The sequence below is a fragment of the Sphingomonas sp. P4_G2 genome (assembly GCF_056401155.1).
The window spans coordinates 1,130,311-1,155,703 of record NZ_JBFUJY010000001.1; the positions used below are offsets into that span (position 1 = coordinate 1,130,311).

Consider the following 25,393-nt stretch of genomic DNA (forward strand, 5'->3'; position numbering starts at 1 on the left):
ATTGCCCACCCAATCCGACCTCTCGATTGAGGGGAGGGGAGGTGAGAGCGCTATGGCGGGATACCCTCAGATGGGATGACGATATGGGGCAAGCATGACGCCTGGGACGTGGGTATTATGGCATCAACCGCTTGCGCCCCTGCGACAGATGCCAGCGCATCGCGAGCGCTGCACCGTCGGCGTCCTGAACCCGGATCGCTTCGACGATCATCTGGTGTTCGGACAGCATCGCGCTGATCGCCTCGGGCGGCCGCGACCGGAATATGTCGACACCCGCTTTCATGATCCGGTCGATGTTGGCGAACATATGGTCGAACGCGGAGACGAAGGCGGAATTGCAGGTGCCGAGCACGATCGCGCGGTGAAGCGCCATATCTTCCAGATGTGCCGGTCCGCTGGACAGCAAGGCATTTTCCAGGCGTGTCATTTCCTGCTCGATGACGTGCGGCCAACCGCGCTTCCGACGGCAAGCGGTCGCCGGTCTCCAGATGCTCCTGATTGATGATCGCGACGATGCCCGTATAGGCGCGGTCGGCGAGGCGACCCTCACTCATCTTTTACCGCTCCGGCTTTTGGGCGGTGTCATCGGAGCTGCCTGGTCACAGGAGGTAGCTCCCGCCAAGCACGCAGACCAGACCGACGACCGATACGACCGTCTCCAAGACCGACTAGGTGCGAAACGTGTCGGTTGACCAGCGCGACCAGCAACTCGCCCAGGGCGCGCCGGCATTTCCCGCGAGCTTCAGGCCGCTCCGCGCCAATGAGGCTGCGCCATCCGACAGCTGAAGCATCGCGCCCAGCGACAGGCCGAGCGCGACTACCAAGCCCGTTCCGCCGAGAATATCGCCACCACCCTTTTGTAGCGCCGCCACCGTGGCGAGGGGCGACAGGCCGACGCACAAGCCCGCGACGAACGCGCCGCACAGCAGCGCGATGAACGGGTGAAGGCGGCCCTTGACGATCAGGACGACCCACAGGCCGATCTCGAACACTGCCGCCAGCACCAAGCGGAGATCTTCGGGCGTCATCGTGGCGCGTGCCCGTATCGAGTCGCTGTGCGGTTCGCAGTCTTCACGCAGGCAATGTCGTTCGGCATGCGCCTTCCCTCCGATAGCCTGTTGGTCGTTAGGTCAGCTTTTTCCGAGCACTGCTGTATGACAGATATCGCTCGGTCGCCACGAGGAAGGCTTGTTGGCTCTGAAATCGTCGTGAATAGGTGAAAACCTGTCCAACCAATCCGACTCTTCTCAATAGGGAGCCGGTTTGGCCCGAATGAGAGGAAACGTATCGTGGGCATCGCGCAAAATCTGGCAGCAACTAGTCATGGCGAGGAATCGCGCGACTGCGTCGCGGCGGCGGCTCCTGCGTTGCTCTTTTCCCGGCGCGCGCTCGTCGGCGCCGCAATCGCGCTCGGTGCGCTCCCTGCCAGGCTCCTGGCGCAAGGTCCGGTCGAGCTGATCGCCGGAACCTATGCTCGCGAAGGTGGCCCCGGTCTTGTACCGCTGACGGCAAGTGCGAGCGGCTGGGTAGCGGGCCATCCGTTGGGCACAATCCGTAACGCTTCGTTCGGCGTGCGCGCGGGCGCGAGCGGCGTTCGATACCTACTCGACGAACAGGAAAAGGGCCGGGTTGGCATTTACGACCGAGGCTTGCAGCCTCTGGCTGACTTCTCCACGCTCGGTGCCGATCCTTGCCATGCCGCCCTTAGTCCTGACGGGGGCATGCTGGCCGTGGCCAATTACTCCAGCGGAAGCGTCGCCGTTTGGCGGATCGATCGCGACACCGGTCGTCCAATTGGGCAAGCGCACCTGGTCGTACATGCCGGTAGCGGCCCCAATCGCACCCGGCAGGCGGGCGCGCATGCGCATTGGGTGGGTTTTGCGATGGGCGGGAAGCTGCTGCATGCCGTCGACCTGGGTGCAGATGCGATCTTCGCGCACAGATTGGATCAGCGATCGGGTGCGATCATCTCCAGTTCGCTCGCTTACCGCGCACCAGCGGGGTCGGGTCCGCGCCATCTCGCGCGCCATCCGCGCCTAAGGATCGCCTATTTGGTCTCCGAACTGGCTAATATGGTGACGGTCCTTACGGCCCGTCCCGACGGCACATTCGCCGCGAAGGGGTCCGTTTCCACCTTGCCGGCAGCGTTCGTCGGAACGTCGACCGCCGCCCACATAGCGCTTAATAGCGGTGGCACGCGGCTGTACGTCTCCAATCGCGGCCACGACAGCATCGCGGTGTTCGCGATCGACGCGGCCGGAGGATTGACCCTCATTCAGCATGTCGGCTCGGGTGGGCGAGGTCCGCGCTTGTTCCTGTTGGTCGAGGAGCGGGGAGAAATGCTGGTCGCCAACCAACGGTCGGGAAATGTCGCTCGGCTCCCGCTGGGCAAGGACGGGCGCCTCGGTGCTGCCGTCCATGGCACGGCAATTCCCGGTGTGGTATTTCTATCTGCGTAGCCCGTGCAGGGTTTATGGCGGAGGTCGGTTGCTCGACTGTCATGCCCGGGGCGAGCTTACGCGCGCTGATCCTGGCCAAGCGAAAGAATCCGCATCGCGCGAATGAGAGTTGCAGCGCGCATCGAGCGTATAGTTGACGACCTGAAAGTCGCGCTCAACGGCGAGCGGTTCTCGCCGCTCGCGGGGATGCACGTCGGCGACGTCAGGCCGAACAGTCGCGGTTGATGGGAGCCGACAGAATTATAGGTTGATCACTCATCACGTTGGAACCTTTCGCCGACAAATTGGGAAGATCGTCCCGAAGGGTCAGTCGCACTTGAGCGATAAGGCGAACAGCTCTGGCAAACAAATTAGTGAGAGATGCCGAACCGTATTTTGAGCAGCGTCGGCTTCGTCAGGTTGAGGCCGTGATCTACCTCGTCACCGTTCCAACGGCGCTTCATGAGCCAGCGGCCATTCTGGAACGTGCCTTCCTCGACCACCACGAAACGTCCACCGCCATCGGGTGCCGGAGCGGCTTCGCCGAAGGCGATGCGCACGTCGGACCCGGCAAGCAGAAACTCGTCCGCCCCCAGCTCGATGACGGCTGCGCCGCCAACAGGACGGTCCTTGTTGGGATTTGGCGGCGCATCGCGGCCCCCGAACTCCCACAGCCCGTATTGCGCAGTGATTTTCCAGCGGCCGAGGGTCGCGGATTGATCCGACACGTCCTCGCCCTTTGCGAAACCGACCGTGGGATGGTCGTATGCGAGCCGAGCCCAGTCCTGTGCGATCGGCGCCATCAGCGCGAATTTGGACGAGATGGCTTCGAGATTCTCGGGCGTGTTCAGACCGCCGAGCGGGAAATTGGAAAAGGTCGGATCCATCCCGAACGGCGACCAGCCGATCGCCCCTTTGCCGAGCGCCAGCCAGAAGAACCGCGCGAATCCCAGGTCGTTGCCCGTTTCGGGAATGAACAGCGGATTATCCGGCCGCGCGTAATGATCCATATATGCCGCAACGGCCGTCGAGTTGCGCTCATAGATGTCAGGCGCTTCGATCGCGATGTGGGGAGCCGCGGTCTTCCAGATGTCGATCACTGCCCAGTCTGGCCCGCTATTGCCCCCGGCGTCGTTAAAGGCGTCGCTGAGCGCGGCATTGACGTACATCGGCAGGTTGAGTTCGGCTTGGCCGGCAGCCGCGATCTCGTCGATATAGCGTGCGAGGTACCAAGCGGTGAAGTTTCGCGCAGCGGTCTTGCCGAACGCCTCTGTCCAGGTGCCGCTTTTCCCGGTCCGCCGCGCGAGCTCTGCCGGGATAGGAGCCGCGAACAGCCGGTTGGCTTCGGGCGAATAGTCGCGATCGAGGCCATAGCTCCCGACTTCGTTCTCCGGCTGCACCATGATGACGGTGTGATCCGGGTCGATCTCGCGGAGGTGGCGCATCAGCGCTACGAACGCGCGCTTATCGGCTTCGAGCGTATTTCGGCCGAGTGGCGTATGAACATAATGCTGTTTGCCATCCTTGGTCATCATGTGCGGAAACCGCTTCGAATCCGCCTTCACCCATTCCGGCGCATAGCCCGGCCCGGTATTCTTCCAGGTCCCGAACCACAGCAGGACCAGGCGTACATGGTTCTCGCGGGCCTGCGGAACCAGGGCGTCGACCCACGAAAAGTCGAACTTGCCTTCGGCCGGCTCGATCTGCTCCCAGGCGACCGGAATTTCGAGCGTATTGGCATGAATGGCGCGAATCGTCGGCCAGACCTCGGGCAGCATGGCCGGATAATTGCTTGAATTGTGCGCCTGCCCGCCGAGGATCAGGAACGGTGCGCCATCGACGTACAAAGCGTGCCGGCCGTTCTTGGAGACGATCCGCGGCAGTTCGGCGGCAGAGGCGGGTAGGGCAAGACACAGCGCGAGAAGCATGCCGCAGAGGCTGCGAAACAGGTTCATTCTCTCTCCCTTGAGTGGTCGATGTCTCGGCCGAGGAAAGGCTGCGCCCGACGGCATTGCTTGTGCGATCATTCGCGGCTCCTCCCCATCGTCCGCCGCGGCTGCATGTTGGCAAAGCGGTCAGACTCCGGGTCGGCTGGTAGACAGAATCACGCGCTCAAGTCCAATGGCGGTGTGCTGAATTCATGGGAGAAGATGTTGTAAATATAAGAAAAATCACCAACCTAATCCCGCTTATCGGGTTGCCGGACTGTCCTGAATAACGTCAGTCCGCTTCGTAACTTTTTTCGCATTCGAGACAGACTAATTGCCCGATGCGTTGCTCGAACCACGATGGGCTGGGGCTATTTTGCTACGGTCTCGAGCTGAAGGCGCTGCGTCGGCAACCCCTCGACGTCGACGTCGACCTTGACGGGACCGGTTCTGATGCCCGCGCGCAATGCCGCAACGACGCGTCCGTGAAAACTCTTGCGCGCTCCCGACTGGAAGCTCGATGCGTCTTGCGGGTTGCCGTTGCCGATACCCGCGAGCGTCGCGGCGCCGAGGGCCTGCACCGTCACGACACGGTCGGCGTGCTGGTCATAGACGGGCGTTCCGGCGGCATCGACGAGTTCCACCGTCACATAAGCGAGATCTTCGCCATTGGCGGTGAGGCGGCGGCGATCGACGGTCACGCGGGCCCTGGCCGGCGGGCCTGCGGTGCGCAATTCCCAGCGCGCGACCTCGCGCCCATGGTCGTAGCCGATGGCTGTCAGCCTGCCTGGCGCATAAGGAGTCTTGAACACGGTCTTGAATTCGCTCTCGACGCCTACCTGCTTGCGCCCCAGGCTGACTCCGTTGAGCAACAACTCCACTTCCGGAAGTTCGGAATAGACCACGACCTCGAGCGGCTTGCCTTCCTGTCCCGGCCACGTCCAGCTGGGATGGACGTCGTCGAGCGCCCAATCGAGATGGGGGGGCGTAATCGGATAGAAATGCCGGTCGGGAAGGTCCTGGCTTCCTTCGGGCTGGCGAACGAACGCCGAGATCGGATCGATCCCCGTCTTCCACAACGCTTCGCGGTAATAAGCGGCGGGCCTCTTGCGCCCTGTCGCGTCGATTTCGCCGCAATAAGCGAGATGCCAGGGGTAGGGGCCGAGCTTCTGCCAGTCCTGGCTATAGCCCATCCAGCCAATGCCGGATTCGCCGAGATAGTCGACGGCGGTCCAGACGAAATCACCGATCACCCAGGGCATGGTTTCGACCGGCCGCCAATAGTCAAAGGCATCCCGCGAGGTCGATTCCGAGGTGTACATGACGCGTTGCGGGAATTTCAGGTGGTCGCCCGCGAACAAATGCGCTCGATAATTGTATCCGGCCACATCGAGCGCCGCGAATTGTTTGTCGCTATCGGGCGGATCGATGCTGACCGCTTGGGTCACTGGCCGGGTCGGATCAAGGGCGCGCACGCGTTCGGCCAGCTTCCGCGCCGTTTCGACTCCCGGCGGCGATCCCTGTTCCGGGATTTCATTGCCGATGCTCCAGAAGATCACACTCGGGTGATTGCGGCCGCTGACCACCATGCTGGCAATATCCTGCGGCCAATCCGTGGCGAAGAAGCGGGAATAATCCTGCGCGCGCTTGTCCTTGTTCCAACTGTCGAAGGCCTCGTCGATCACCAGCATGCCGAGTTCGTCGGCGGCGTCGAGCGTGGCCTGGCTTGCCGGATTGTGCGCGCTGCGGATGGCATTGTAGCCTGCCGCCTTCATCAGCGCGACTTTGCGCCGGTCGGCATCCGGAAACCCCGCGGCGCCGAGCATATAATTGTCGTGGTGAATGTTCCCGCCGCGCAAGACCACCCGCTTGCCGTTGATCCGAAGACCGTTCGTCGCATCGACGGTGATGGTGCGGATGCCGACCCGGGTTTGGTGCCTGTCGGTGACGACGCCGCCCATCCGCGTCTCCTGCACCAGCGTGTAGAGATTGGGAGAAGCGGGCGACCACAAGGCCGGGCGCGGGATCGCGAGCGATTGGTCCCATTCGCCGCTCGCCCCTGCTCCTAGAGCTTGGCGCCGACTGGCCTGCGCCACCACCCGGCCATTCGCCGCGACTATCTTGGACACGAGTTCGACCGATTGCGTCCGGGCCGCGCAGTTGCTCGCCGACGCCCGGATCGCGACCATACCCATGTCCGGCGCCGCCTTGGGCGTGGTCACGAAGACCGAATCCGGATCGATATGAACGCAATCGAGGATCTGTAGCGTGACCGGCCGGATGATGCCCGATCCCGCATACCAACGCGACGATGGGTCCGCGTGATTGACGCGCAGAGCGATTACATTGTCGCCGGCCCGCAGCTTGCCGGTAAGATCGACCGTGAACGCGGTGTAGCCATAATGGTGCTTGGCAATCCGGCGGCCGTTCACCCAGATCGTGGCGTCCATATAGACGCCCTCGAATTTGAGCCGAACGATCTTGCGCATCGCGGATGCGTCGAGTTTCAGATGGCGGCGATACCAGCCGATGCCGCCCGGCAGATAGCCCGAATCCTGGCCGGCGGTGGCGCGTCGATCGAATGGCCCGGCGCCGTCGCGCCCGTCCATGATCGACCAGTCATGCGGTACCACGACCGGCTTCCAGTCGCGATCATCGAAAGCAGGGGCTTCGGCACCTTGCACCTCGCCCCGGGCAAACAGCCAGTTCTGGGACAGGCTGCGCGTCTCCGCGAACGCCGGAGTTGCCAACGCCCAGACGAGCCACGCGACGGCAAGCCCCCATACTACCCCCAGCGGTCGCAACATTTGTTTCCTCCAACGGTGCTGGTCTGCGCCGCGGCCTGGACCAAGCCGTGTCCGCGGATTCGTAGTACCGGGATAGAGACGCCGCTCTGCCGCAGAGGCACCGCGCATCGCTTCTGATAGCTTTATCGTACTTGGCCATCTGGCCCGGACAAGCTGCCGGGTTCCAAATAAGAACGAAATGTTGCGAACCGGACCAGAAGGGGGTGAAGCGGTCTTCCAAGCACCGACTTCGCGGACGCCGTGCTTGTCCGCGAGCAAAGGCGCAAGTTCGTCAGTTATCACGGAATGGATGAACGTTGCGCCCGCGACCTACCGCCCAGTCGCCTCGCGCTGCGTTTCCAGCACATGCGGATCGCTGGCCAGTTTGTGGATATAGGCGCGCCGCGCGTCGGCTCCGCCCTTGATCCCGTCATAGTCCTTGCGCTGAGCGTCGGTCAGGACGATCTTGGCATAGCCGCGATCGATCATGCAACGACGTATGTCCTGGAACATCATTTCCTTGATACCTGCATATTGCTGGGCAGGTCTGGCGGCGGCTATCACCCTCTGCTCGTCAGCGGACCTGCTCATCGCACCCGATAAGTCCGGCTGGCCCATGGGTCCGGCGGCGGGGACGGTAGCCTGAGCGCTGGCGTCGAGTGCTTCCAGCTGCTTGGATGCGCGAGCCAGGGTCTTCACCTCCTCGGAATTGGCGACGTTTCTCGCCAGACCTTTCTTCCCGCATTCCAGAGCATCGCCGCGATATTGCTCGTAGGTGACGCCCGCTTTGGCCCAGATGGACTCTGGCGCCGCCTCCTTCGCGCTCGCGTTACCTGCCTGCACGCTCAGGAGAATGGCGCATCCCGCCAATACGCGGCCAAAAGGCGTGGGCGTTTTCTTTCGATTACCGTTCGCGACTGTCTTCATGATTTCGTTCTGCAATCTCATCGAGCGCCAGCCCCACGTTGAGCCACCGAAATTTCCGGCGCCCCGGCGAATGCCCGGAGATACTCCCCATGGAGAGGCATTGCATTGACGGCCGAACGCACCCTACCGTTGAAGGCGTCGAAATATGCGATGATCTCTTCGTCTGTCAGACGATCGATTTGAGGAACGAGGCCGTTCGCTCGGAGCCCCTGCCCATGCATTACCGACAGCCAACTGTTATAGGTGAAGAACTCTCCCGGTCGAATGAATAGTCTGCCATGTGGGGCGAACATATCTATTCGCCTCTGAAGTGAATCCGGAACGGACATATATTTGCAATATTTCCAGAATGACGTGTCTTCTCGCTCAGTTACCTTGTAGTGGAGAACTATGAAATCTCTGATCTGCTCGATTTCGAGCTCCACTTCCGAGTTGTAGGAGTCGATTTCGGACTGGTCGAAATTTTTGTCGGGAAAATAGGTTAGAAGTTTGAAAACGGATGTTTGAACGAGGTGAATGTTCGTGGATTCCAGCGGCTCGAGAAATCCCGAGGCTAGTCCGATTGAGACGCAATTCTTGACCCAGACCTCGCGGCGACGCCCAGGCGTAAACTTGATGCGCCTGGGGGGAGCCAACGGTTCTCCATCAAGCGCGCCGAGCAGCTTCTTTTCTACCGCATCGTCACTTTCGGCGAAGGCGCTGCTATATACCATCCCGTTGCCGGTGCGATGTTGCAGCGGAATGCGCCAACGCCAGCCCGATCCCTCGGCGATCGCTTTGGTATAGGGGGTCGGCGCCTGCACCCTGGCGCAAGGAACCGCAATCGCCCGATCACAGGGGAGCCAGTGCGTCCACTCCTCGTAAGGGCTGTTCAAGGTCTTTTCGATAAGCAGGCCATGCAGGCCCGTGCAATCGATGAAGAGATCGGCCTCGAACTCGCGCCCATCCTGTAAACGAACCGATTTGATAAATCCGTTTTCGGCATTCTGCTCGACATGCACGATCCGGCCACTCACATGCTGCACGCCGCGCTTGATGGCATAGGTGCGAAGATAGTCGGCATAAAGTGCCGCGTCGAAATGGAAGGCATAGAAGTGCGACGGCAGGCCGGTCTGCTCGACCGCTTGTGGATGACGAAACCGATTATGCCGTGCCGCTATCGCGCCAACGTTGCTGTCTTCGAGCAGCGTGTCGGTGCCTTGGGCCGCCATGAGCTGGGCGTACCGCAAGTACATGTGATAAAAGGAAACGTCTTTGTAATTGGGACCGAAATGAGCAAAAGAGTGGAAATAGCTATCTCCGACATTGCGCCAATTGACGAACTCGATCCCGAGTTTGAATGTCGCGTTGCAATGCCTCATGAAATCGGCCTGATCGAGACCGAGCATCTGATTGAATACATGGATGAACGGGACGGTCGCCTCGCCAACGCCGATTGTGCCGATTTCGGGAGACTCGATAAGCTCTATTTCGAGGCCAGCATCGGCCAAATCGGCACTGAGGGCCGCCGCTGTCATCCAACCCGCCGTACCTCCGCCGGCGATCAGCACCTTACGTACCGCGTTCGAGTTATGGGGCGCTTTCAAATCCTTTTCAGACATGCTCGTCCTTTCACATCGGCCGGACCATGGCACACCGAAACGGTCTGCCATGGCCCAGCGGATGTCCAATCAGAATTTTGCCCGGAGGGTCGCGTTTATGCGGCGATCGCTCATGTTGGTGTCATAGGGCAGGAAGACGCCGGCCAAGGGCTCCTGAACCGTCTTGGACTTTGTATTAAGAAGGTTTCCGACCGAGGTGTTCAATACGAATCTGTCGTTGATCTTAAAGTCGAAGCTAAAGTCGACATAGCCCGCCGCCTTTGCCCACAATGGAACCATGTTGTATACCTGAAAATTATACGTCGACGAGAAGTCAGTCGGACTTAAAATTACGTTATATGGGTTCCCGCCTGAAGTCGCCCAAGACAGGGGGTTGACGTTGGTGGACAGTAGTTGCTTGGAGCGCCAGTTATAAGCCAGACGCATGTTTACACGGCCACGGCTGTATAGCAGTTCGGCATTATACGAATATTTTGATAAATTGAAGAACGGCAGGCCTTTGATATCGTTGCCGAGAACGTCCGTGGCCTTGGGTCCCGGATTCGTGCTGTCGACGAAGGTGAAGCTGCCGTTGATGCCAAAACCGCTGAGAAGGCCCGGCAGTTTGTCGAAGAAGGTGCGTGCGCCCACTTCGAAGCCCTTGATGTTCACGCCTTTGGTGGAAGTCTCGTTCTGTAGATACGTCCATGGCAGATCGTGCATAGATACCTGATTGTTGCCATCAACCAGCGGAGTCGGCTGGTTCTGCACGAACGACGTAAATATGGGTTGGTCCTTGATCTGCTTGGCAAACAAGCTGAGATAGACCATCGAGCCGTTCCGGGGATACCATTCGAGCGATAGATCTTCGCTCCGGATCATGGTCGGCTTCAGCCGGGCCCCCGCAGCCGTGATGCTGAAGTTCGTTAGGTACGGAAAGCTGATGGGGGTGCCGCCGCCCGGAGGCGTAACGGAGTAGTTCAGAGTATTCGCGCCAATGGAGCCACCGGCCCGGACGTCGTTGAGATTGGGCGGCGAGACTGCTTCCGCAGCCGCAGCCCTCATCACGAAGTTCGGCGTAACATCGAATTTGATGTTGAACGCGGGTAGAACACGGAAGAACGAATAGTCGAGCGACCGGGGAGTACTGGACGACGGGCTAGAATAGATCGTCGAAGGGTCGCCCGTTCCGCCAGCGAGTTGCGCTTGGATATAGGCGTCCGCGGCGGCCTGGCTCAGGAAAAAATTGGTAATCTGGTTTTGGCTGAGCTGTCCCGAGCTGTGGATTTCCGCCGCGACGAATCTGACACCAATGCTGCCAGAGAAACGAGGGATGATGCCCATGTTATCGTGTCCGAACTTCAGCTGGATATAACCCGCGTAGTTCTTGATTCTGGTGTTGACCGGCCCATTTGTATTAAGAAGATGGGCATTATAATAATCCTGCGGCGTTCCGCCAGGAATTCTTTGGCCATAAGTACTCAGCAGATGATACCAATCATAATTTTTCATGACACTTTCGGATGGCATCAACACCGCGCCCGGTGACGGGACTCTCCCTCCGAAGTATTGAGGGAAGTTATAGAGTTGATAGTCGTTGGGCGAGCCATCCGGCGCCACGGTGTGGGTTGGAGTGTTGTCGCCACTGAGATAATATTTAATGCCCGCCCAAGGCTGAGCCAGCGGAGCCCAATAGGTTCCAGTGTCGACATCACTTTCGTTGCGCACCGACGCCCGGGCGCCGACCGAAACGCTTCTGAAGAAAGAATCGCTGCCGAAATCGTAATCCACGTCCACATTGGCGGCGAACATGTGTCCTTTATTGTCGATCCCGTGATTCGCCAACGTACTCCAATAGGCGGCTGTCGTATCCGCCAGAGCGGCAGCATCGAATCCGCCCACCACCGGAATGGACTTCCTCAAATCGAAGCTGGCGGACGCGAGATTGTTGGCTTCCTGCACGATCGAGGCGTACAGGCTTTTGCTTTTGGCCTGTGACGAAACATACTGCAGTCCGCCGCGGACCCGCACCTTATCGCCGGGCGTCCACAAGAACGTTTGCGAAATATCAAGCGTTGAACTCTTGCTGTGGCTGACGGAGCGAGAGCCGGTAAATCCTTGAATGTTGTCCAGCGGTGCGGTGCAGCCATAGATGCCGTTAGCCCAGTCGGCGGTGGTTTGAGAAACCGGCCCGCCATATCCTGCCTGGGAGCCACAATCGGTCGTCGGCGCCGGCGACCATCCTGGCGAATATTGTTGGAGCCAGGTATTTCCGGGCGTGCCGTAAACGATCTGTCCAGTCGCTCCATAGCGCAGCGAACCGGCGATCATCGCACCATTTGAGTCAAACGTGGGATTGACCGGAATATAGACTGCGTTTTGCTGGGGTGACGTCCCGAAGCCGGCTTGAGCAACTTGGCTATCCTGAACGTATTGGGAATAGAATACCGTGTTGGTAAAGGTCAGATTAGGATTCGGTCTCCATTGCAACGCCTGATAGGCGCCATAACGGTCTCGCTTAAAGCTACTGTTGCTCCAATTATACCCATAAGGGATCAGGCCCACGTTAGGCACCTTGACGGTGCCCCCCGCACCGTCCGGGACGGTGGCGACGTAGGGCGAACCGGGAGCATATTCAGCATAGAAGGGGCGTATCGCCAGATCGCTGCTCTGCGAGTCGTAACGCGAAAAGGCGAAGTCGTACAGAACGCCGAACTCGCCGATGCTCGTGTCCCATTTCTTCGTGAACAGAACGGACGCGCTGGGAGAGAATTTCCTGGCCATATCGCCATAGCTGCCACCGACCGTGAGGTCGATTTCCGGCTTGCTGTAATCAAACGGAAGCCGCGTCCGCAGATCGACCGCCGAAGCGCCGCCCTCGATGAGAGTGGCGAGCGAACCCTTGTAGACATCGACGGCGCTCATCAACTCAGGTGTTACGTCGCCCCAGCTAATCGCGCTGGCGCCGTTCGCGCTGAAGACTTGGCGCCCGTTGAGCATGCTGGAGTTAAAGGGCAAACCGCGCACGGAAATGCCGGTGCCTTCGATCTGGAAGCTCGGGTTACCCTGATCGGCCGAGAAGCGCGACAGGGTGACGCCCGACACGCGCTGAAGTACTTCGGTGATCGACGTGTCGGGGAGCTTGCCAGCCTGATCGGCAACGACGGAGTCGACGATAGTATCGGAATTTCGTTTGATCTCGATCGCATCGTTCAGCGCCTTCCGGCGTGCGGTGACGATGATGTCGGTCACGGCGTCGTCGCTCTTATCTTTCTTATCTTTCGCCTTGGCGGGCTTATCCGCGGCGGCATCGTCGGAGGTCTTCGCTTCGGTGCTTTGGGCCCATGCGGGCTGAGCCAGGCCGAGGCCTCCCAGGATCAGTGCCGAAATGCTGGCCTCGATCAGCAGGTTACGTGATTTCATCTACCCCTCCCATTCATCTTATTGATTAAGTTTGAATATTCCTCGCGGACCTGCCCGACAGGTGAGCGGCCTCTTGCCGCTTCATTCCGTTCGCCCGCGCGTCGATCACGGGACATTTGCTGCGATGATCTCTCGCCCGTCACGGCTTCAGGCCAACCCGCCCGAGGCGACCGCGGCTCCGCGCTTCAACCATGCGCGATCGCGGCATCCGACCTTGGTACCGCTACCATTTTTGGGCGCGAAAATCGGCGTCGCCGGTTTTGAAGCCCATCCTTGCGAGTTAAATCTGATCTGGGCGGCGCAGGGATAATGGCGCACCAGCGCTTGGGAGCGTGTGCCGGAGATCGCCTGGTCAATCCTCACTTTTCGACCCCTCCATTCAGATGGTAAGGGGGGAGGTGTCGCTCTGATCGGCATCATCTCTCCCCAACACGGCTCGTCCGTTCTTCCGACCCGCGAGGGTCGGCGCGTCTTCGCCATTCCTTATCAAACGACACAATTTTTCCGCCGCGTCCATGTATTGGATCGGCGGGTGCGCCAAAATTGGCGGAAAATGGCAGTGAAGAAGGGGGTCAGAATCCGTCCTGCCAATCCTCAGGCCGGCTTGCTGTTGATGAGTCCGGTTTGCAACATTTCATGCAAATGCCGATCTGCCAGCCTTGGTCGGGGGCCGGTACGCCCATAAGCAGCCAGCATGCGATCTCAGGCATGGCGAATCGTCGAATCACCCGCCAGGGTCGCTCGTGCCATCAGTTAATACTATAATATTGCCATGGCGATACTTGGGCAGAAGTCATTGCATTCGTTCGGCGACGCGCAAGGATGGCTTGGCTGGATATTGTGTGACTAGAATGAAGAGCGCTGGGGAGTGAGAAGGAAGCCGCATGTCTTGCCCGCCGGGATGGCAGCATGCGCGACCCCCGGTGCCTGGAGTCCCTAGATGCTGTCCGGCGACGGGCGTGACGTAAACGCGCTTTCTCGCCGCGAATGCGGTATAGACCATATTCAATTATGAGCTCCGTGCAGTCCAACTCCTCGATCTTGGCCAATGACGTGCGACAGCGGGCCCAGTCCGTCGGAGCGGACGGCGCCTGGTATCGCGCTTGGCGCGCCTGGCTTCGCCCGGCGGCCCTTATCTTCGCGATCTGGACATCGGTCGGCCTATTCCTGTCCTTGCCGGATATGCTGAGGGGCTTTCAATGGGACCACTTCATCGGGAAGATAATCGATTCCTGGGCCTGGGCGCTGCTTACGCCGGCACTGCTGCTGATCGACAGAAAGATCGTGCCGAAGGACCAGAACATCTTCCGCCTCAGCCTGCTCTTTCTTCTCCTGAGCGTCCCTTTCAGCCTAGTTCACACGTATCTCTCGGGACTTCTTCTTCTTCCGGTACCTCAAGTCTGGTGGAATCCGTTAACAAACAGCGAGTTCGCAGTGTATTATTTCCTGGGCGGCTGGCAGACTTACTGCGCCGCCGTAGGCATATTTCAATCATTCAGATACTATAACCGCTATTTGACAGGACAGCTCGAATTGGGGCGCGTGGAGACGAACCTGCTTGAGTGGCGTTTGAATGCGTTGCGCCTCCACCTCGAGCCGCATTTTCTCTTCAACACGCTGAATGCCATTTCATCAGAAGTCGGCACGAACCCTGAATTGGCGCGCAACATGATCGGTGATCTGGCCGCGCTGCTCCGGCGCTCGCTCGATTGCAAGGACATGCTGGAAATACCGCTGGCGCAGGAATTGGCGCTTCTGGAACATTATATCTCGATCCAGCGATTTCGCTTCGGGGACAGGATCCAAATCGAACTGGACATGGAGCCGGAGGCGCTAACGGCGATGGTCCCCTCGATGCTGCTCCAGCCCCTGGTCGAAAACGCCATTCGCCACGGTCTGGAAGGTCGCCTTTCTGGAGGAGCAATCGATATTTTGGCCCGGCGGACTGCGGGGCAGCTGCAAATCCGGGTGCTTGACGACGGGGTTGGACTGCCCGCGAACTGGCGGAAGGAGACCTCGACCGGCCTGGGTATCCGTGTGACGTGTGAACGCCTTGCTGCGCTCTATCCAGACCTGGGTGAACAAGCTCTCATAATCCAGCCTCGTCCGGGTGGTGGAACCGAGGTGGCGATCTGCCTGCCACTAAGCGAAGGGCGGCGATAAGGGGATGAAATCGCAACTTGGACCGATCACCGCTCTTGTCGTCGATGACGAGGCGCCGGCGCGCAAACGGCTGACGGATCTGCTGGCCAAGGACCGTAGCGTCGGCAAGATTCTTGAAGCAAGGAATGGCGTCGATGCGGTTGCGTTGATCCAGGACATGCGCCCGGACATCGTATTCCTCGATGTCCAGATGCCCGGTGTTGATGGCTTTGGCGTGATCGACGCCCTGGGTGCTGAAAACATGCCGTTGACGGTATTCGTCACGGCCTATGACCAGTTCGCGCTTCAGGCGTTCGATGCGGAGGCCGTCGATTATCTGCTCAAGCCGTTCGGCGACTCTCGCTATGAGAAGATGATGGAGCGCGTCAAAAAGCGGTTGGGCGAATTGCGCGCGGAAAATGCGGACGACGCAAATTCCTTTGGCCCGGAACTCCTCAAGCTGGCTGCAAAGCGTGCGAAGCCGGGCGAGATTTGGGAATGGATGGTCGTCAAGAAGCGGGACGCGACCCAGTTCGTGATGACGCAGGACATCGACTGGATCGAAGCGGCCGGTGTGTATGTGACACTGCACGTAGGGGCAGAGGAATTCCTCTACCGGGCCGGGCTGACCACAGTTGTGAATCGGCTCGACCCCTTTCGGTTCATCCGCATCCATCGATCCAGTGTCGTGAATCTAAGGTCGGTCGCGTTTCTCGAGCGCCGTTCGCATGGCGAGTTCGAGGTGGTGCTGAAGGATGGCACGCGCCTGATGCTCAGCCGGAGTTACCGGGATGAGGTCGAAGCGATGCTGGGGCAATCGCTCTGAACTAGCTAAATTTCCTATGCGCGGATGAGTGTCCGCCGAGGACGGTGGCAAGAGCGTGCTGCGAATAGGGCGGATCCGGCTATTCGCAATCAATACGCGATCGCCGAGAACCTGAAGTACGCCATGTCTCCGTCAAAGAGCAGCGCGATTGAGCCCCGATTCGCGTTTTGCCCGCGGCTATTCTTACCGGCTTGCCGTCACCCGAGCCGTTTTACCCGACCAATTTGCCGGTCGAGAACAATCTCTGCAAAGCTGTCTGCGTTTCGCTATAACTCCTTGGGAGCGGCGTTGCGACAAATCGTCGTAGCTGCGATGAGTAACAAATTTCTCGGGACAATATTTAGATGTAACCTAGTTGATCTAAGTATCCCCAGAGCATAACTTGCATGGTATTCGCGCTATCTTTGGTAAATCTGAGTTGGCGATGAAGGCTGATCAGATAGATCCGGCTGGCGCGCACAATTACATGAGTTTGGACGAGCCTTCCTCTTGGGCCGGGAATAACATCCCGGCCCAGCTTTTTGCCCATCGGGCTCTGACGAGGTGGGACGTGGCGGCGGCTGGGAAGACAGGTCGGCCCCATTCGGTGTGTAAGAGCGCGCGCAGGAACGACAGAAGCCGCTGAAGCGGATAAAGCGGATAAACAACTCTGGGAGAGAATTTCGTGAAGAGATGCCGGTACGTCGTCCTTTCCTGTGGAGGTCTGGCGCTTGCGAGCCTGACATTGTCGGCGTTCGCGCAGTCCGCAGCGCCTGCGCCGCGCGTGCTGCAGGTGGATCGGGCGACGGCAGATGCTCCGGTCGATCGCTTTTTCGATCTTTCCGTGGGATCCGATTATCCCGGAACGCTGATCCGCGACGACAGCATGGCCCAGCTCAAGACCGCGACGGGCGAACTGGGATTCCGCTACATTCGCTTCCACGCCATCTTCCATGACGTGCTCAAGACGGTGCAGGTGAAAAACGGACAAATCGTCTACGACTGGACGCGTATCGACGAACTTTACGACAAGTTGCTCGCCCGCAACGTCAAGCCTTTCGTCGAGCTCGGTTTCACCCCGGAAGCGCTCAAGACCTCGGACAATTCGATCTTCTATTGGAAGGGCAATACGTCGCATCCGAAGCTCGATGCCTGGGCACACCTGATCGACGCGTTCGCTCGGCATATTCGGCAGCGTTATGGCGACGACGAGGTACGGAGCTGGTATTTCGAAGTCTGGAACGAGCCCAATCTCGATGGTTTCTGGGAAAAGGCCGACCGCGACGCGTATTTCGCGCTTTATGACGTGACGGCGCGTGCGCTGAAGGCGGTGGATCCCGCGCTCCGCGTGGGCGGCCCATCGACCGCCGGCGCGGCCTGGGTGCCCGAATTCCTCGATCATGTCGCTGCGAACCGGGTGCCGGTCGATTTCGTCACCACGCACACTTATGGCGTGGACGGCGGCTTTCTCGACGAACAGGGCAAGGGCGACACCAAGCTCTCGTCTTCACCCGACGCGATCATCGGTGACGTTCGCAGGGTGCGCGCGCAAATCCAGGCGTCGCGCTTTCCCAATCTGCCGCTTTATTTCACCGAGTGGAGCACCAGCTACACGCCGCGGGACGCCGTGCACGACAGCTATGTGAGCGCACCCTATATTCTCACCAAGCTCAAGGGGGTCGAAGGTTCGGTCCAGGGCATGAGCTATTGGACCTATAGCGACCTGTTCGAAGAACCCGGTCCGCCCACGGCGCCGTTCCAGGGAGGCTTCGGGCTGATGAACCCCGAGGGAGTCCGCAAGCCCGCCTGGTTTGCCTACAAATATCTCCATGCACTCCGGGGCCAGAAGATATCGGTGAGGGATCCCTACAGCATGGCCGCGGTCGATGGATCCGGACTAACCTTGCTGGTGTGGGATTGGCACCAGCCCGACCAGAAGCTCAGCAACCGCCCGTTCTACAGCCGATTGGTGGAGTCATCGCCCGCCGCGCCGGTCAGCGCGCGCTTCGTGCATGTCCAGCCGGGGCGGTATCGTCTGCGGACCTACCGGACCGGCTACCGCCATAACGACGCCTATTCGGCCTATATCGATATGAAGATGCCGCAGAAGCTTTCGGCGGCCCAGCTGGAGCAATTGCAAGGGCTGACGCGGGACGTGGCCGAACGCGACGTCATCGTCACTGTCCCCAAAAGCGGATCCCTGAATATCGAGGCGCCCATGCGGACCAACGATATCCTGCTCATGCGGCTCGAACGCGTCGGCGCTAAGCAAGCCCAGTAGAACCTTGGGGGAAGGCGGGGGGATGGGGGCGCCGTGAGATGCCGGTCGCCCCGCAAATCACTGTGCTTGGCCCGTATTTAGCGCTTGCCCGTAATCGTCCCCCTGGCGACGACCGAAACGGCTGACGGCGAGGTAGAGAAAAGAATGACACGCAACGCCCATCGACTTCTCGTCCTGCTTGCGGTCCCGGGCATGGCAGCGCTCGGCGCCGCGCAGGCGCCGGCGAACGATGAGGCGCAGACCCCAGCGCGGCACTATCTCTCCCAGCCGCTCGTCACCTCGCCCTATACCGCGGATCCCGCGGCTCATGTGTTCGACGGCAAACTCTATGTTTATGCCAGCCACGACACCGAGGAGGGGCCGCCGCTCCCCGACGTCGAGCCCTTCAAGAACAGTGAGGGCGGGGCGTTCAAGATGCGCGACTATGTCGTGCTGAGCATGTCGCGTCCCAACGGGCCGGTTCAGGTGCATCGCAATGTGCTCGACATTGCGAACGTACCCTGGGCGGCGCGACAGATGTGGGCGCCCGACGCTGCCTATCGCAACGGGACCTATTACCTCTATTTCCCGGCCAAGGACCGCGCCGGCGCCTTTCGTATCGGCGTCGCTACGTCGAAGCAGCCGGCCGGACCGTTCAAGGCCCGGCCCCAGCCAATCAAGGGCAGCTTCTCGATCGATCCCGCGGTGTTCGTCGACGATGACGGCAGCAGCTATATGTATTTCGGCGGGTTGTCGGGCGGGCAGCTTCAGAAGAATGTCGGCGGCGTCTACGATCCGAACGGCCCTGCCGGCGATCCGCGGGGCCAGAACGAGCAGGCCTTCATGCCACAGGTGGCGAAGCTTCGCGGGGACATGCTCGAATTCGCGGAAAAACCGCGCGAGGCGCTGATCGTCGACGAACATGGCAAACCGCTCACCAGCGGTGATGGCACGCGGCGCTTCTTCGAAGCCTCGTGGATGCACAAATATCGCGGGAAATATTATCTCAGCTATTCCACCGGAGGCTCGCATCTCATCGCCTATGCGGTGGGGACGTCGCCTTACGGGCCCTTTACCTACAAGGGCAATGTCCTGCTGCCCGTGCAGGGCTGGACCACGCACCACTCGATCGTTCAGTATAAGGGGCGTTGGTGGCTATTTTATGCGGACACCCAGATCTCGGACAAGACCTGGCTGCGCAACGTCAAAGTGACCGAGCTTTTCTACAATCCCGACGGCACGATCCGCACCATCGATCCGTTCGGGATGCCTAAATGATACGTTCCGCGCACGAGCGGGCAGACGGAATATTCTGTAGCGGCGTAGGAGCGCCGGCCAACGCGCTCCAGCATAGAGGAGATTAATCGCCTTGAGGTCCCAGCCCGATCGCGCCCGCCACTCGCGCCGCCAATTCCTCGCCAGTGCCGGCGCTGGCGCGTTGGTTGCAGGCTGGACCGGAACTATATCCGCCGTGGCCTTGGCGGATGCGCCGCAAAATCCCGTCGGGCGGCCCGTGGCCAAGTTGCAGCCATTCGACATGGCCGACGTGACGCTGGGGGACGGACCTTTCCTCCATGCCCAGCGAATGACCGAGGCGTATCTCCTGAAGTTGCAGCCCGACCGGCTGCTGCACAATTTCCGGTTGAACGCGGGCCTGCAGCCCAAGGCCCCGATTTATGGCGGCTGGGAGTCCAAGCCCGAATGGGCGGAGATTAATTGCCACGGGCACACTCTCGGCCATTACCTCTCGGCCTGCGCGTCGGCCTATCGCTCGACCCGCGACAGGCGGTTCAAACAGCGGATCGACTATATCGCCGGCGAACTGGCAGCGTGCCAGAAGGCGGCGGGCTCCGGCTTGGTCTGCGCATTTCCGAAGGGTGCGGCGCTGGTTTCGGCGCATCTGCGCGGGGAAAAGATCACCGGAGTTCCCTGGTACACGCTGCACAAGGTCTATGCGGGCTTGCGCGACGCGGCGCTGCTCGCAGACAGCGAGGCGTCCCGGGCGGTGCTGGTGCGGCTGGCGGACTGGGGTGTGGTCGCCACCCGCCCGCTGACCGATACGGAGTTCGAGGCCATGCTCGGTACCGAGCATGGCGGCATGAACGAGATCTATGCCGACCTCCATTTCATGACCGGCAATCCCGAATATCTTACCATCGCACAGCGTTTTTCGCACAAGGCAATCATGGAGCCGCTGGCGGAGGGCCGCGACTATCTGGACGGGCTGCACGCGAACACGCAGGTACCCAAGATCGTCGGTTTCCAGCGCGTCTATGAGGCGACCGGAGATACCAAATATCGCGCCGCCGCCGCGTTTTTCTGGGAGACGGTGACACGCACGCGCTCATTCGCCAGCGGCGGACATGGCGACAACGAGCACTTCTTTGCGATGGCGGATTTCAGCAAGCACGTCTTCTCGGCCAAGGGATCGGAGACATGTTGCCAGTATAACATGCTCAAATTGACCCGGGCCTTGTTCCTGCACGACCCCCGGGCAGAATATGCCGATTACTATGAGCGTACGCTCTATAACGGGATCCTCGCCTCTCAGGACCCGGATTCCGGGATGGCCACCTATTTTCAGGGCGCCCGCCCGGGTTATATGAAGCTCTACCACACCCCCGAGGATTCCTTCTGGTGCTGCACTGGAACGGGCATGGAAAATCACGTCAAGTATCGGGACGCGATCTACTTCCACGACGGTGACGCGCTCTATGTGAATCTTTTCGTGCCATCCTCGGTGAGGTGGAAAGAGAAGGGAGCGGTGCTGTCCCAGGCCACCACCTTCCCCGAGGCGCCGACGACCACGCTGCGCTGGAAGCTGCTGCGACCGACACAACTGGCACTGAAGCTGCGTCACCCACGCTGGAGCCGAACCGCGATCGTCCTCATCAACGGCGTGGAGGCTGCACGCTCGACTACGCCCGGTAGCTATGTTGAGTTAAAACGCACCTGGAGGAGCGGCGACGAGGTCGAACTGCGGCTTGCCATGGAAACATCAGCTGAGAGTGCGCCTGCGGCTCCCGACATCGTCGCATTCACTTACGGACCGTTGGTACTTGCCGGCGCATTGGGGCGGGAAGGGTTGGCGCCAGGCACGGACATCATCGTGAATGAGCGCAAATATGGCAGTTATAACGATACCCCCTTCACGGCGCCGACCCTTGCCGGCGACCCACGGGCGCTAGCAAAAGGGATCCGCGCCGGGGATAAACCGCTGGAATTCACGATCGCCTCGGCGGAAGGGGAGCCGGTACGGCTGATCCCATATTACCGTATCGCGCACGAGCGATACGCGACCTATTGGCAGGTCAGGCCTGGCAGGGCCTGATCGGCGGATCAGTTCCGTTCTCGCGACTCCTATTTGACGAGTTCTACGCCATACGGGGCCAGCGCGACGGTGCCGGCATAGCGCTTGTGCGACAGCATGCCCGTCTTCACGCCATGGAACGACACGGTGATCGGGCCCTGGGTCGTGTTGACGTAAAGCGTACGCCCATCGATCTCACGCGCAATCACGCCGGGCGGCGTCGAAGGGCCGCGTTTTATGCCAAGGGCGGGATAGAGCGACCGCACCAGCGGCCCGAGCAGTTCGGCTTGCGGCGCGGTGGCGACGTAGATCGCCTCGCCCTTGCCGAAATGATTGACGGTGATCGCGGCGCTCTTTTGCGGCGTGCTCTCGAATGTCGCCAGCGGCTTGGCGGTGCCAAGCTCGAGCACTTCATAATAAGGGTCGCTGCCGGTCAGCGTCTGCCCCTTGAAGGTGACCTTCAAGGGCTGATCAGCGCGATAGAACGCGTTGGTCCGCAGCCCGAAAACGTCGCTCAACCGACCGGGCAAGGATGTTTCGAACCATTTGCCGGTCTCATCGACCTTCGCCGAATAGCCGGTCATGATCACCGTGCCGCCATTGGCGACATATTGTCGCACGGCCGCCGCGGTCGGCTCGTCCATCACATAGCTGCTGGGAAGGATCGCGAGCTTGTAGCGATCGAGCGCATCGTGCCCGAAGTCGATGACCGCGGCGTCGATATTGTCTTCGAAGAATGGACGGAAGGCCGCCTGGGCCTGGCCGGTGTAATTGCCCTTGAAATATTCCGGCATCGTGTTCGGTCCGGGAGGCGGGCTGGTCAGCCAAAGGTTTTGGAACGAGAAGTTCACCGCGACCTCGGGCTGGCGATAGCGCGGGAACCCCAGCGTCTTCATGGTCTGGAATTCGCGCGCGATCTGGGCGAACTCGTCGACCTTCCAAGACGGGCGGCCATCGTGATCGACCAGGCCGAATAATGCCTGCTCTTCGCCGCCGATATGCGAATTGAACGTCCAGGCGAGGAAGGTTTGCGTGTAATAGATCAGACCGAAATAGGCCCACATCCGGGATCGGCCGGGCGTGCCATAATAACCGCCCCCGCCGGCGGTGAACTCATTGAACCAAAGCGGTGTGTCATGCCCCGCCCGGTTTGACATCGCCTCGAATGCGGCGCCGCCCGGATCGCTGGGGTAAAAGCCTTGCGCGCCATAGGTCGAGATCTTTTCCCACGAGCGCAGATAGTCGAATCCCTTGGTGCCGGCCGTCGGCCAGAAGTTGGAAGCGACGGGAAGGTTCGGCGCATATTGCTTGCGCACCGCTTCCAGCTCCTCGAGCGCGCCGATCGTGTCGTCGGACCAGTAGCGGCGCAGGTCGAGATAGCGCTCGTTCGGACCAGGACCGCGTTCATAGGGCAGGTCCACCTGATCCCAGCTGTTGATGCGGCGCGACCAGCGCTGGGTCGCCCAGGCTTTGTTGAGCGCCTCGATAGAGCCGTAACGACGTTTGAGCCAGGCGACGAAACGATCTCGATCGGCCGCGGAATAGGACATGTGCCCGTTTCCGATCTCATTGTCGTAACCCACCGCGATCACTGCGGGATTGTGGGCGTATCGCTCCAGTATCTTCTGGGCGAGGCGTCGCGCCAGGCGGCGATAGTCCGGATCGCTGATATTGTCCCAATAGCGGCTCGCCGCGTTGATCCTGACACCGTCCTGGTTGACGATATCCACGCCGGGATAGTGTTTATGCATCCAGATCGGCGCCGGTTCACCAGGGATATCGACGATGACGCGGATGCCGGCCTGGTGCATCTGATCGATCACCTTGTCGAACCATTCGAACGTGAAGCGGCCTTCTTCCGGCTCGAACGAGTCCCAGGACAGATCGCCCATCCGCACCAGGTTGAACCCCGCGACCTTCATGATCGCGATGTCCTGCCGAATCTGGTCCGGGCTGCGATCGACCGGTTGGTAGCAGGTGCCGACGAATAACTGGCCCTTTCCTGGCCATTCGGGGTGCCCGACCGCGCTCTGCGCGCGCGCCGGCGCGGTGAAACCGTCCGGTGCCAAGCCATTAGAAGCAACGAGCGCGAGGGTAATGGCGGCGAGGCTAGCCGAGCGGCGGTGCATGGTAAGTCCTTCGATGGATCGATGGTCGAAACGGCCGGGGCAATTGCTCGCGCCGGCCCGGCGCTGTTTGGGTGTCAGGCCAAATGTATCTTGAAAACGCTGGCGTGGCGGGTCGGCAGACGGCCGGGAACGTCGATCGAAAGGGCTTTGGCGGTCTGGCGAAATCCAACCGAGCCAGCGCCAAGCAGTTCGACGCCGACCACGCGGCCCTGAGCATGAGGCGCGCCGACCCGCAACGAAGCGATCTCCGTCACCTTCGACGGTTCGCCAAGCGTAATCGCGTAGAGCGCCTTGCCCTTGACCGTGAAGCGGATGTCGCGCGCCGAATAATCGACCTGCTCCTTGAACATGCCCGCTTCGGCCTCGGTTGGCCCCTCGCCATAAATGGCCCATGGACGTGTGCCGTGGATTGCCTCGGCGTTGACCGCCATCCACGCCGAGAGCTCGGTCAGGAGCTCATCCGATTCCGGCGGCAGCGATCCGTCCGCGTAGAGGACCACATTCAACAGCATGTTGCCGTTCTTGCTGACGATGTCGGCAAGCATGGTCAGGATTTCACCGGGCGTCTTGTATTTGTAATTGTCGCTGTAGAACCAGTCGCCGTTGGAGGTGTCGGTCTGCCAGGGTAGGGGGTTGATGCCGTTGAGCACGCCGCGCTCGACGTCCTGCACCATTCCTTCCTTGAAGAACTCGCCCGTGCCGCTGTCCTTGCAATTATATACCGCCTCGAGGTGCCCTGTGCGGGCGATGCTGCTATTGTAGAGATGGGCGACCAGCGTGCGGCCGACCCCGCCGAACGGCAGTCCGCCATCCGAATAGAGAAGGTCCGGCTGGTAACTGTCGACGAGATCGCGGATCCGTTTCAACCAGAGCTGATGGTAAGCAAGATTGGTGGTGTACCAGCTTTCCCTGGTGTTGCGGAACGGCTCGTCGCGATTGTCGTGATAGAGATCGGCATAGGCCGGATCGGCGCCGTCATAGGGGACGCCAAGCTTGGGCCAGAACTGATCGTAGAGATGGTTCGGATACGACCAGCAATAGCTGGCGCCGAGATGCTCGGAAACGCCGAAGCGGAGTCCTTCCCGCTTCGCCGCCGCCTGCCAGGCGCCGACGACGTCGCGCTTCGGCCCCATGGCGGCGGCATTCCAACGGTGATGTTTCGAGTTCCAAAGGTCGAAATTGTCGTGGTGCACGCCCATCGATACGAAATATTTCGCGCCTGCCGCCGCATAGCGCGCCATCAGCGCGTCCGGATTCCAGCGCTCGGCCTTCCACAGCGGGATGAGGTCCTTATAGCCCTTTTCCGACGGATGGCCGTAGGTCTTGAGATGGTGATCGTAGTGCGGATGGCCCGGCACGTACATGAAACGGGCGTACCAATCCCCCTGGCGCGGCACTGCTTGCGGGCCCCAATGTGCCCAGATGCCGAACTTCGCGTCTCTGAACCAACCCGGCGTCCGGTAGGTTTTGAGCGATTCCGGCGTCGCGTTGAACGGGCCGCGCGTAATGTCGCGTTCGGTCGCTGAGGGTGCCGCCGCTGCGGGTTCGATCCGGCCTAGCGCTCCAGCGCCAAGGGCAAGAAACGGGCCGCCCAAAATCTCGCGTTTGCTGAACCTCGTCATCTCTCTCCCCCGGCGGTGCGCGCTTTCCGGTCTAGCCGTCGCA

14 protein-coding genes and 1 pseudogene are annotated in these 25,393 nt (G+C 60.5%); 6 read left to right on the top strand and 9 right to left on the bottom strand.

The genetic code is table 11. The annotated features are described in order from the left end of the window. Window positions 1–115: 115 nt before the first annotated feature. Both AC1DRD_RS05170 and AC1DRD_RS05175 read right to left on the bottom strand, forming a co-directional pair. A pseudogene (locus AC1DRD_RS05170) lies at window positions 116–554 on the bottom strand (FadR/GntR family transcriptional regulator). Window positions 555–668: 114 nt separating this feature from the next. Beyond that, complete coding sequence (locus tag AC1DRD_RS05175; protein WP_478040560.1) at window positions 669–1,028, bottom strand: GntT/GntP/DsdX family permease; 360 nt, start codon at window positions 1,026–1,028, stop codon at window positions 669–671. A gap of 261 nt (window positions 1,029–1,289) precedes the next feature. Between AC1DRD_RS05175 and AC1DRD_RS05180 the strand changes: the two genes are divergently transcribed. Further along, the gene (locus AC1DRD_RS05180; protein WP_478040561.1) at window positions 1,290–2,459 is read left to right on the top strand and encodes a lactonase family protein; all 1,170 of its coding nucleotides are present in this window, start codon (window positions 1,290–1,292) and stop codon (window positions 2,457–2,459) included. Window positions 2,460–2,809: 350 nt separating this feature from the next. Here the strand turns inward: AC1DRD_RS05180 and AC1DRD_RS05185 are convergent, their stop codons facing one another. The 5 genes from AC1DRD_RS05185 to AC1DRD_RS05205 form a co-directional block, all read right to left on the bottom strand. Beyond that, entirely contained in the window at window positions 2,810–4,393 is a 1,584-nt protein-coding gene (locus AC1DRD_RS05185; protein WP_478040562.1) for a DUF5597 domain-containing protein, read from the bottom strand. A gap of 344 nt (window positions 4,394–4,737) precedes the next feature. Further along, entirely contained in the window at window positions 4,738–7,173 is a 2,436-nt protein-coding gene (locus AC1DRD_RS05190; protein WP_478040563.1) for a glycoside hydrolase family 2 TIM barrel-domain containing protein, read from the bottom strand. Window positions 7,174–7,482: 309 nt separating this feature from the next. Next, window positions 7,483–8,079 (bottom strand): hypothetical protein, encoded by a 597-nt coding sequence (locus AC1DRD_RS05195; protein ID WP_478028623.1) that lies wholly within the window; start codon window positions 8,077–8,079, stop codon window positions 7,483–7,485. Window positions 8,080–8,096: 17 nt separating this feature from the next. Beyond that, on the bottom strand, window positions 8,097–9,680 hold the full coding sequence (locus AC1DRD_RS05200; protein ID WP_478028624.1) for a tryptophan halogenase family protein: 1,584 nt from the start codon (window positions 9,678–9,680) through the stop codon (window positions 8,097–8,099). 69 nt (window positions 9,681–9,749) lie between these two features. Beyond that, window positions 9,750–13,082, bottom strand: a complete 3,333-nt coding sequence (locus tag AC1DRD_RS05205) for a TonB-dependent receptor (protein ID WP_478040564.1) — start codon at window positions 13,080–13,082, stop codon at window positions 9,750–9,752. A 1,011-nt stretch (window positions 13,083–14,093) separates the two neighbouring features. Between AC1DRD_RS05205 and AC1DRD_RS05210 the strand changes: the two genes are divergently transcribed. From AC1DRD_RS05210 to AC1DRD_RS05230, 5 genes are all read left to right on the top strand, one after another. Continuing rightward, window positions 14,094–15,245: a sensor histidine kinase gene (locus AC1DRD_RS05210; protein WP_478040565.1), complete on the top strand. Its 1,152-nt coding sequence runs from the start codon at window positions 14,094–14,096 to the stop codon at window positions 15,243–15,245. Between the two features lie 4 nt (window positions 15,246–15,249). Further along, on the top strand, window positions 15,250–16,050 hold the full coding sequence (locus AC1DRD_RS05215; protein ID WP_478028628.1) for a LytR/AlgR family response regulator transcription factor: 801 nt from the start codon (window positions 15,250–15,252) through the stop codon (window positions 16,048–16,050). A 664-nt stretch (window positions 16,051–16,714) separates the two neighbouring features. After that, window positions 16,715–18,310: a GH39 family glycosyl hydrolase gene (locus AC1DRD_RS05220; RefSeq protein WP_478040566.1), complete on the top strand. Its 1,596-nt coding sequence runs from the start codon at window positions 16,715–16,717 to the stop codon at window positions 18,308–18,310. Between the two features lie 144 nt (window positions 18,311–18,454). After that, entirely contained in the window at window positions 18,455–19,567 is a 1,113-nt protein-coding gene (locus tag AC1DRD_RS05225) for a glycoside hydrolase family 43 protein (protein WP_478040567.1), read from the top strand. 259 nt (window positions 19,568–19,826) lie between these two features. Next, a complete protein-coding gene (locus tag AC1DRD_RS05230; protein WP_478040614.1) occupies window positions 19,827–21,620 on the top strand; it encodes a glycoside hydrolase family 127 protein in 1,794 nt (597 codons plus the stop codon). A 29-nt stretch (window positions 21,621–21,649) separates the two neighbouring features. Here the strand turns inward: AC1DRD_RS05230 and AC1DRD_RS05235 are convergent, their stop codons facing one another. Beyond that, on the bottom strand, window positions 21,650–23,728 hold the full coding sequence (locus AC1DRD_RS05235; RefSeq protein WP_478040568.1) for a beta-galactosidase: 2,079 nt from the start codon (window positions 23,726–23,728) through the stop codon (window positions 21,650–21,652). A 74-nt stretch (window positions 23,729–23,802) separates the two neighbouring features. Further along, complete coding sequence (locus AC1DRD_RS05240) at window positions 23,803–25,350, bottom strand: alpha-L-fucosidase (protein ID WP_478040569.1); 1,548 nt, start codon at window positions 25,348–25,350, stop codon at window positions 23,803–23,805. Window positions 25,351–25,393: the final 43 nt, after the last annotated feature.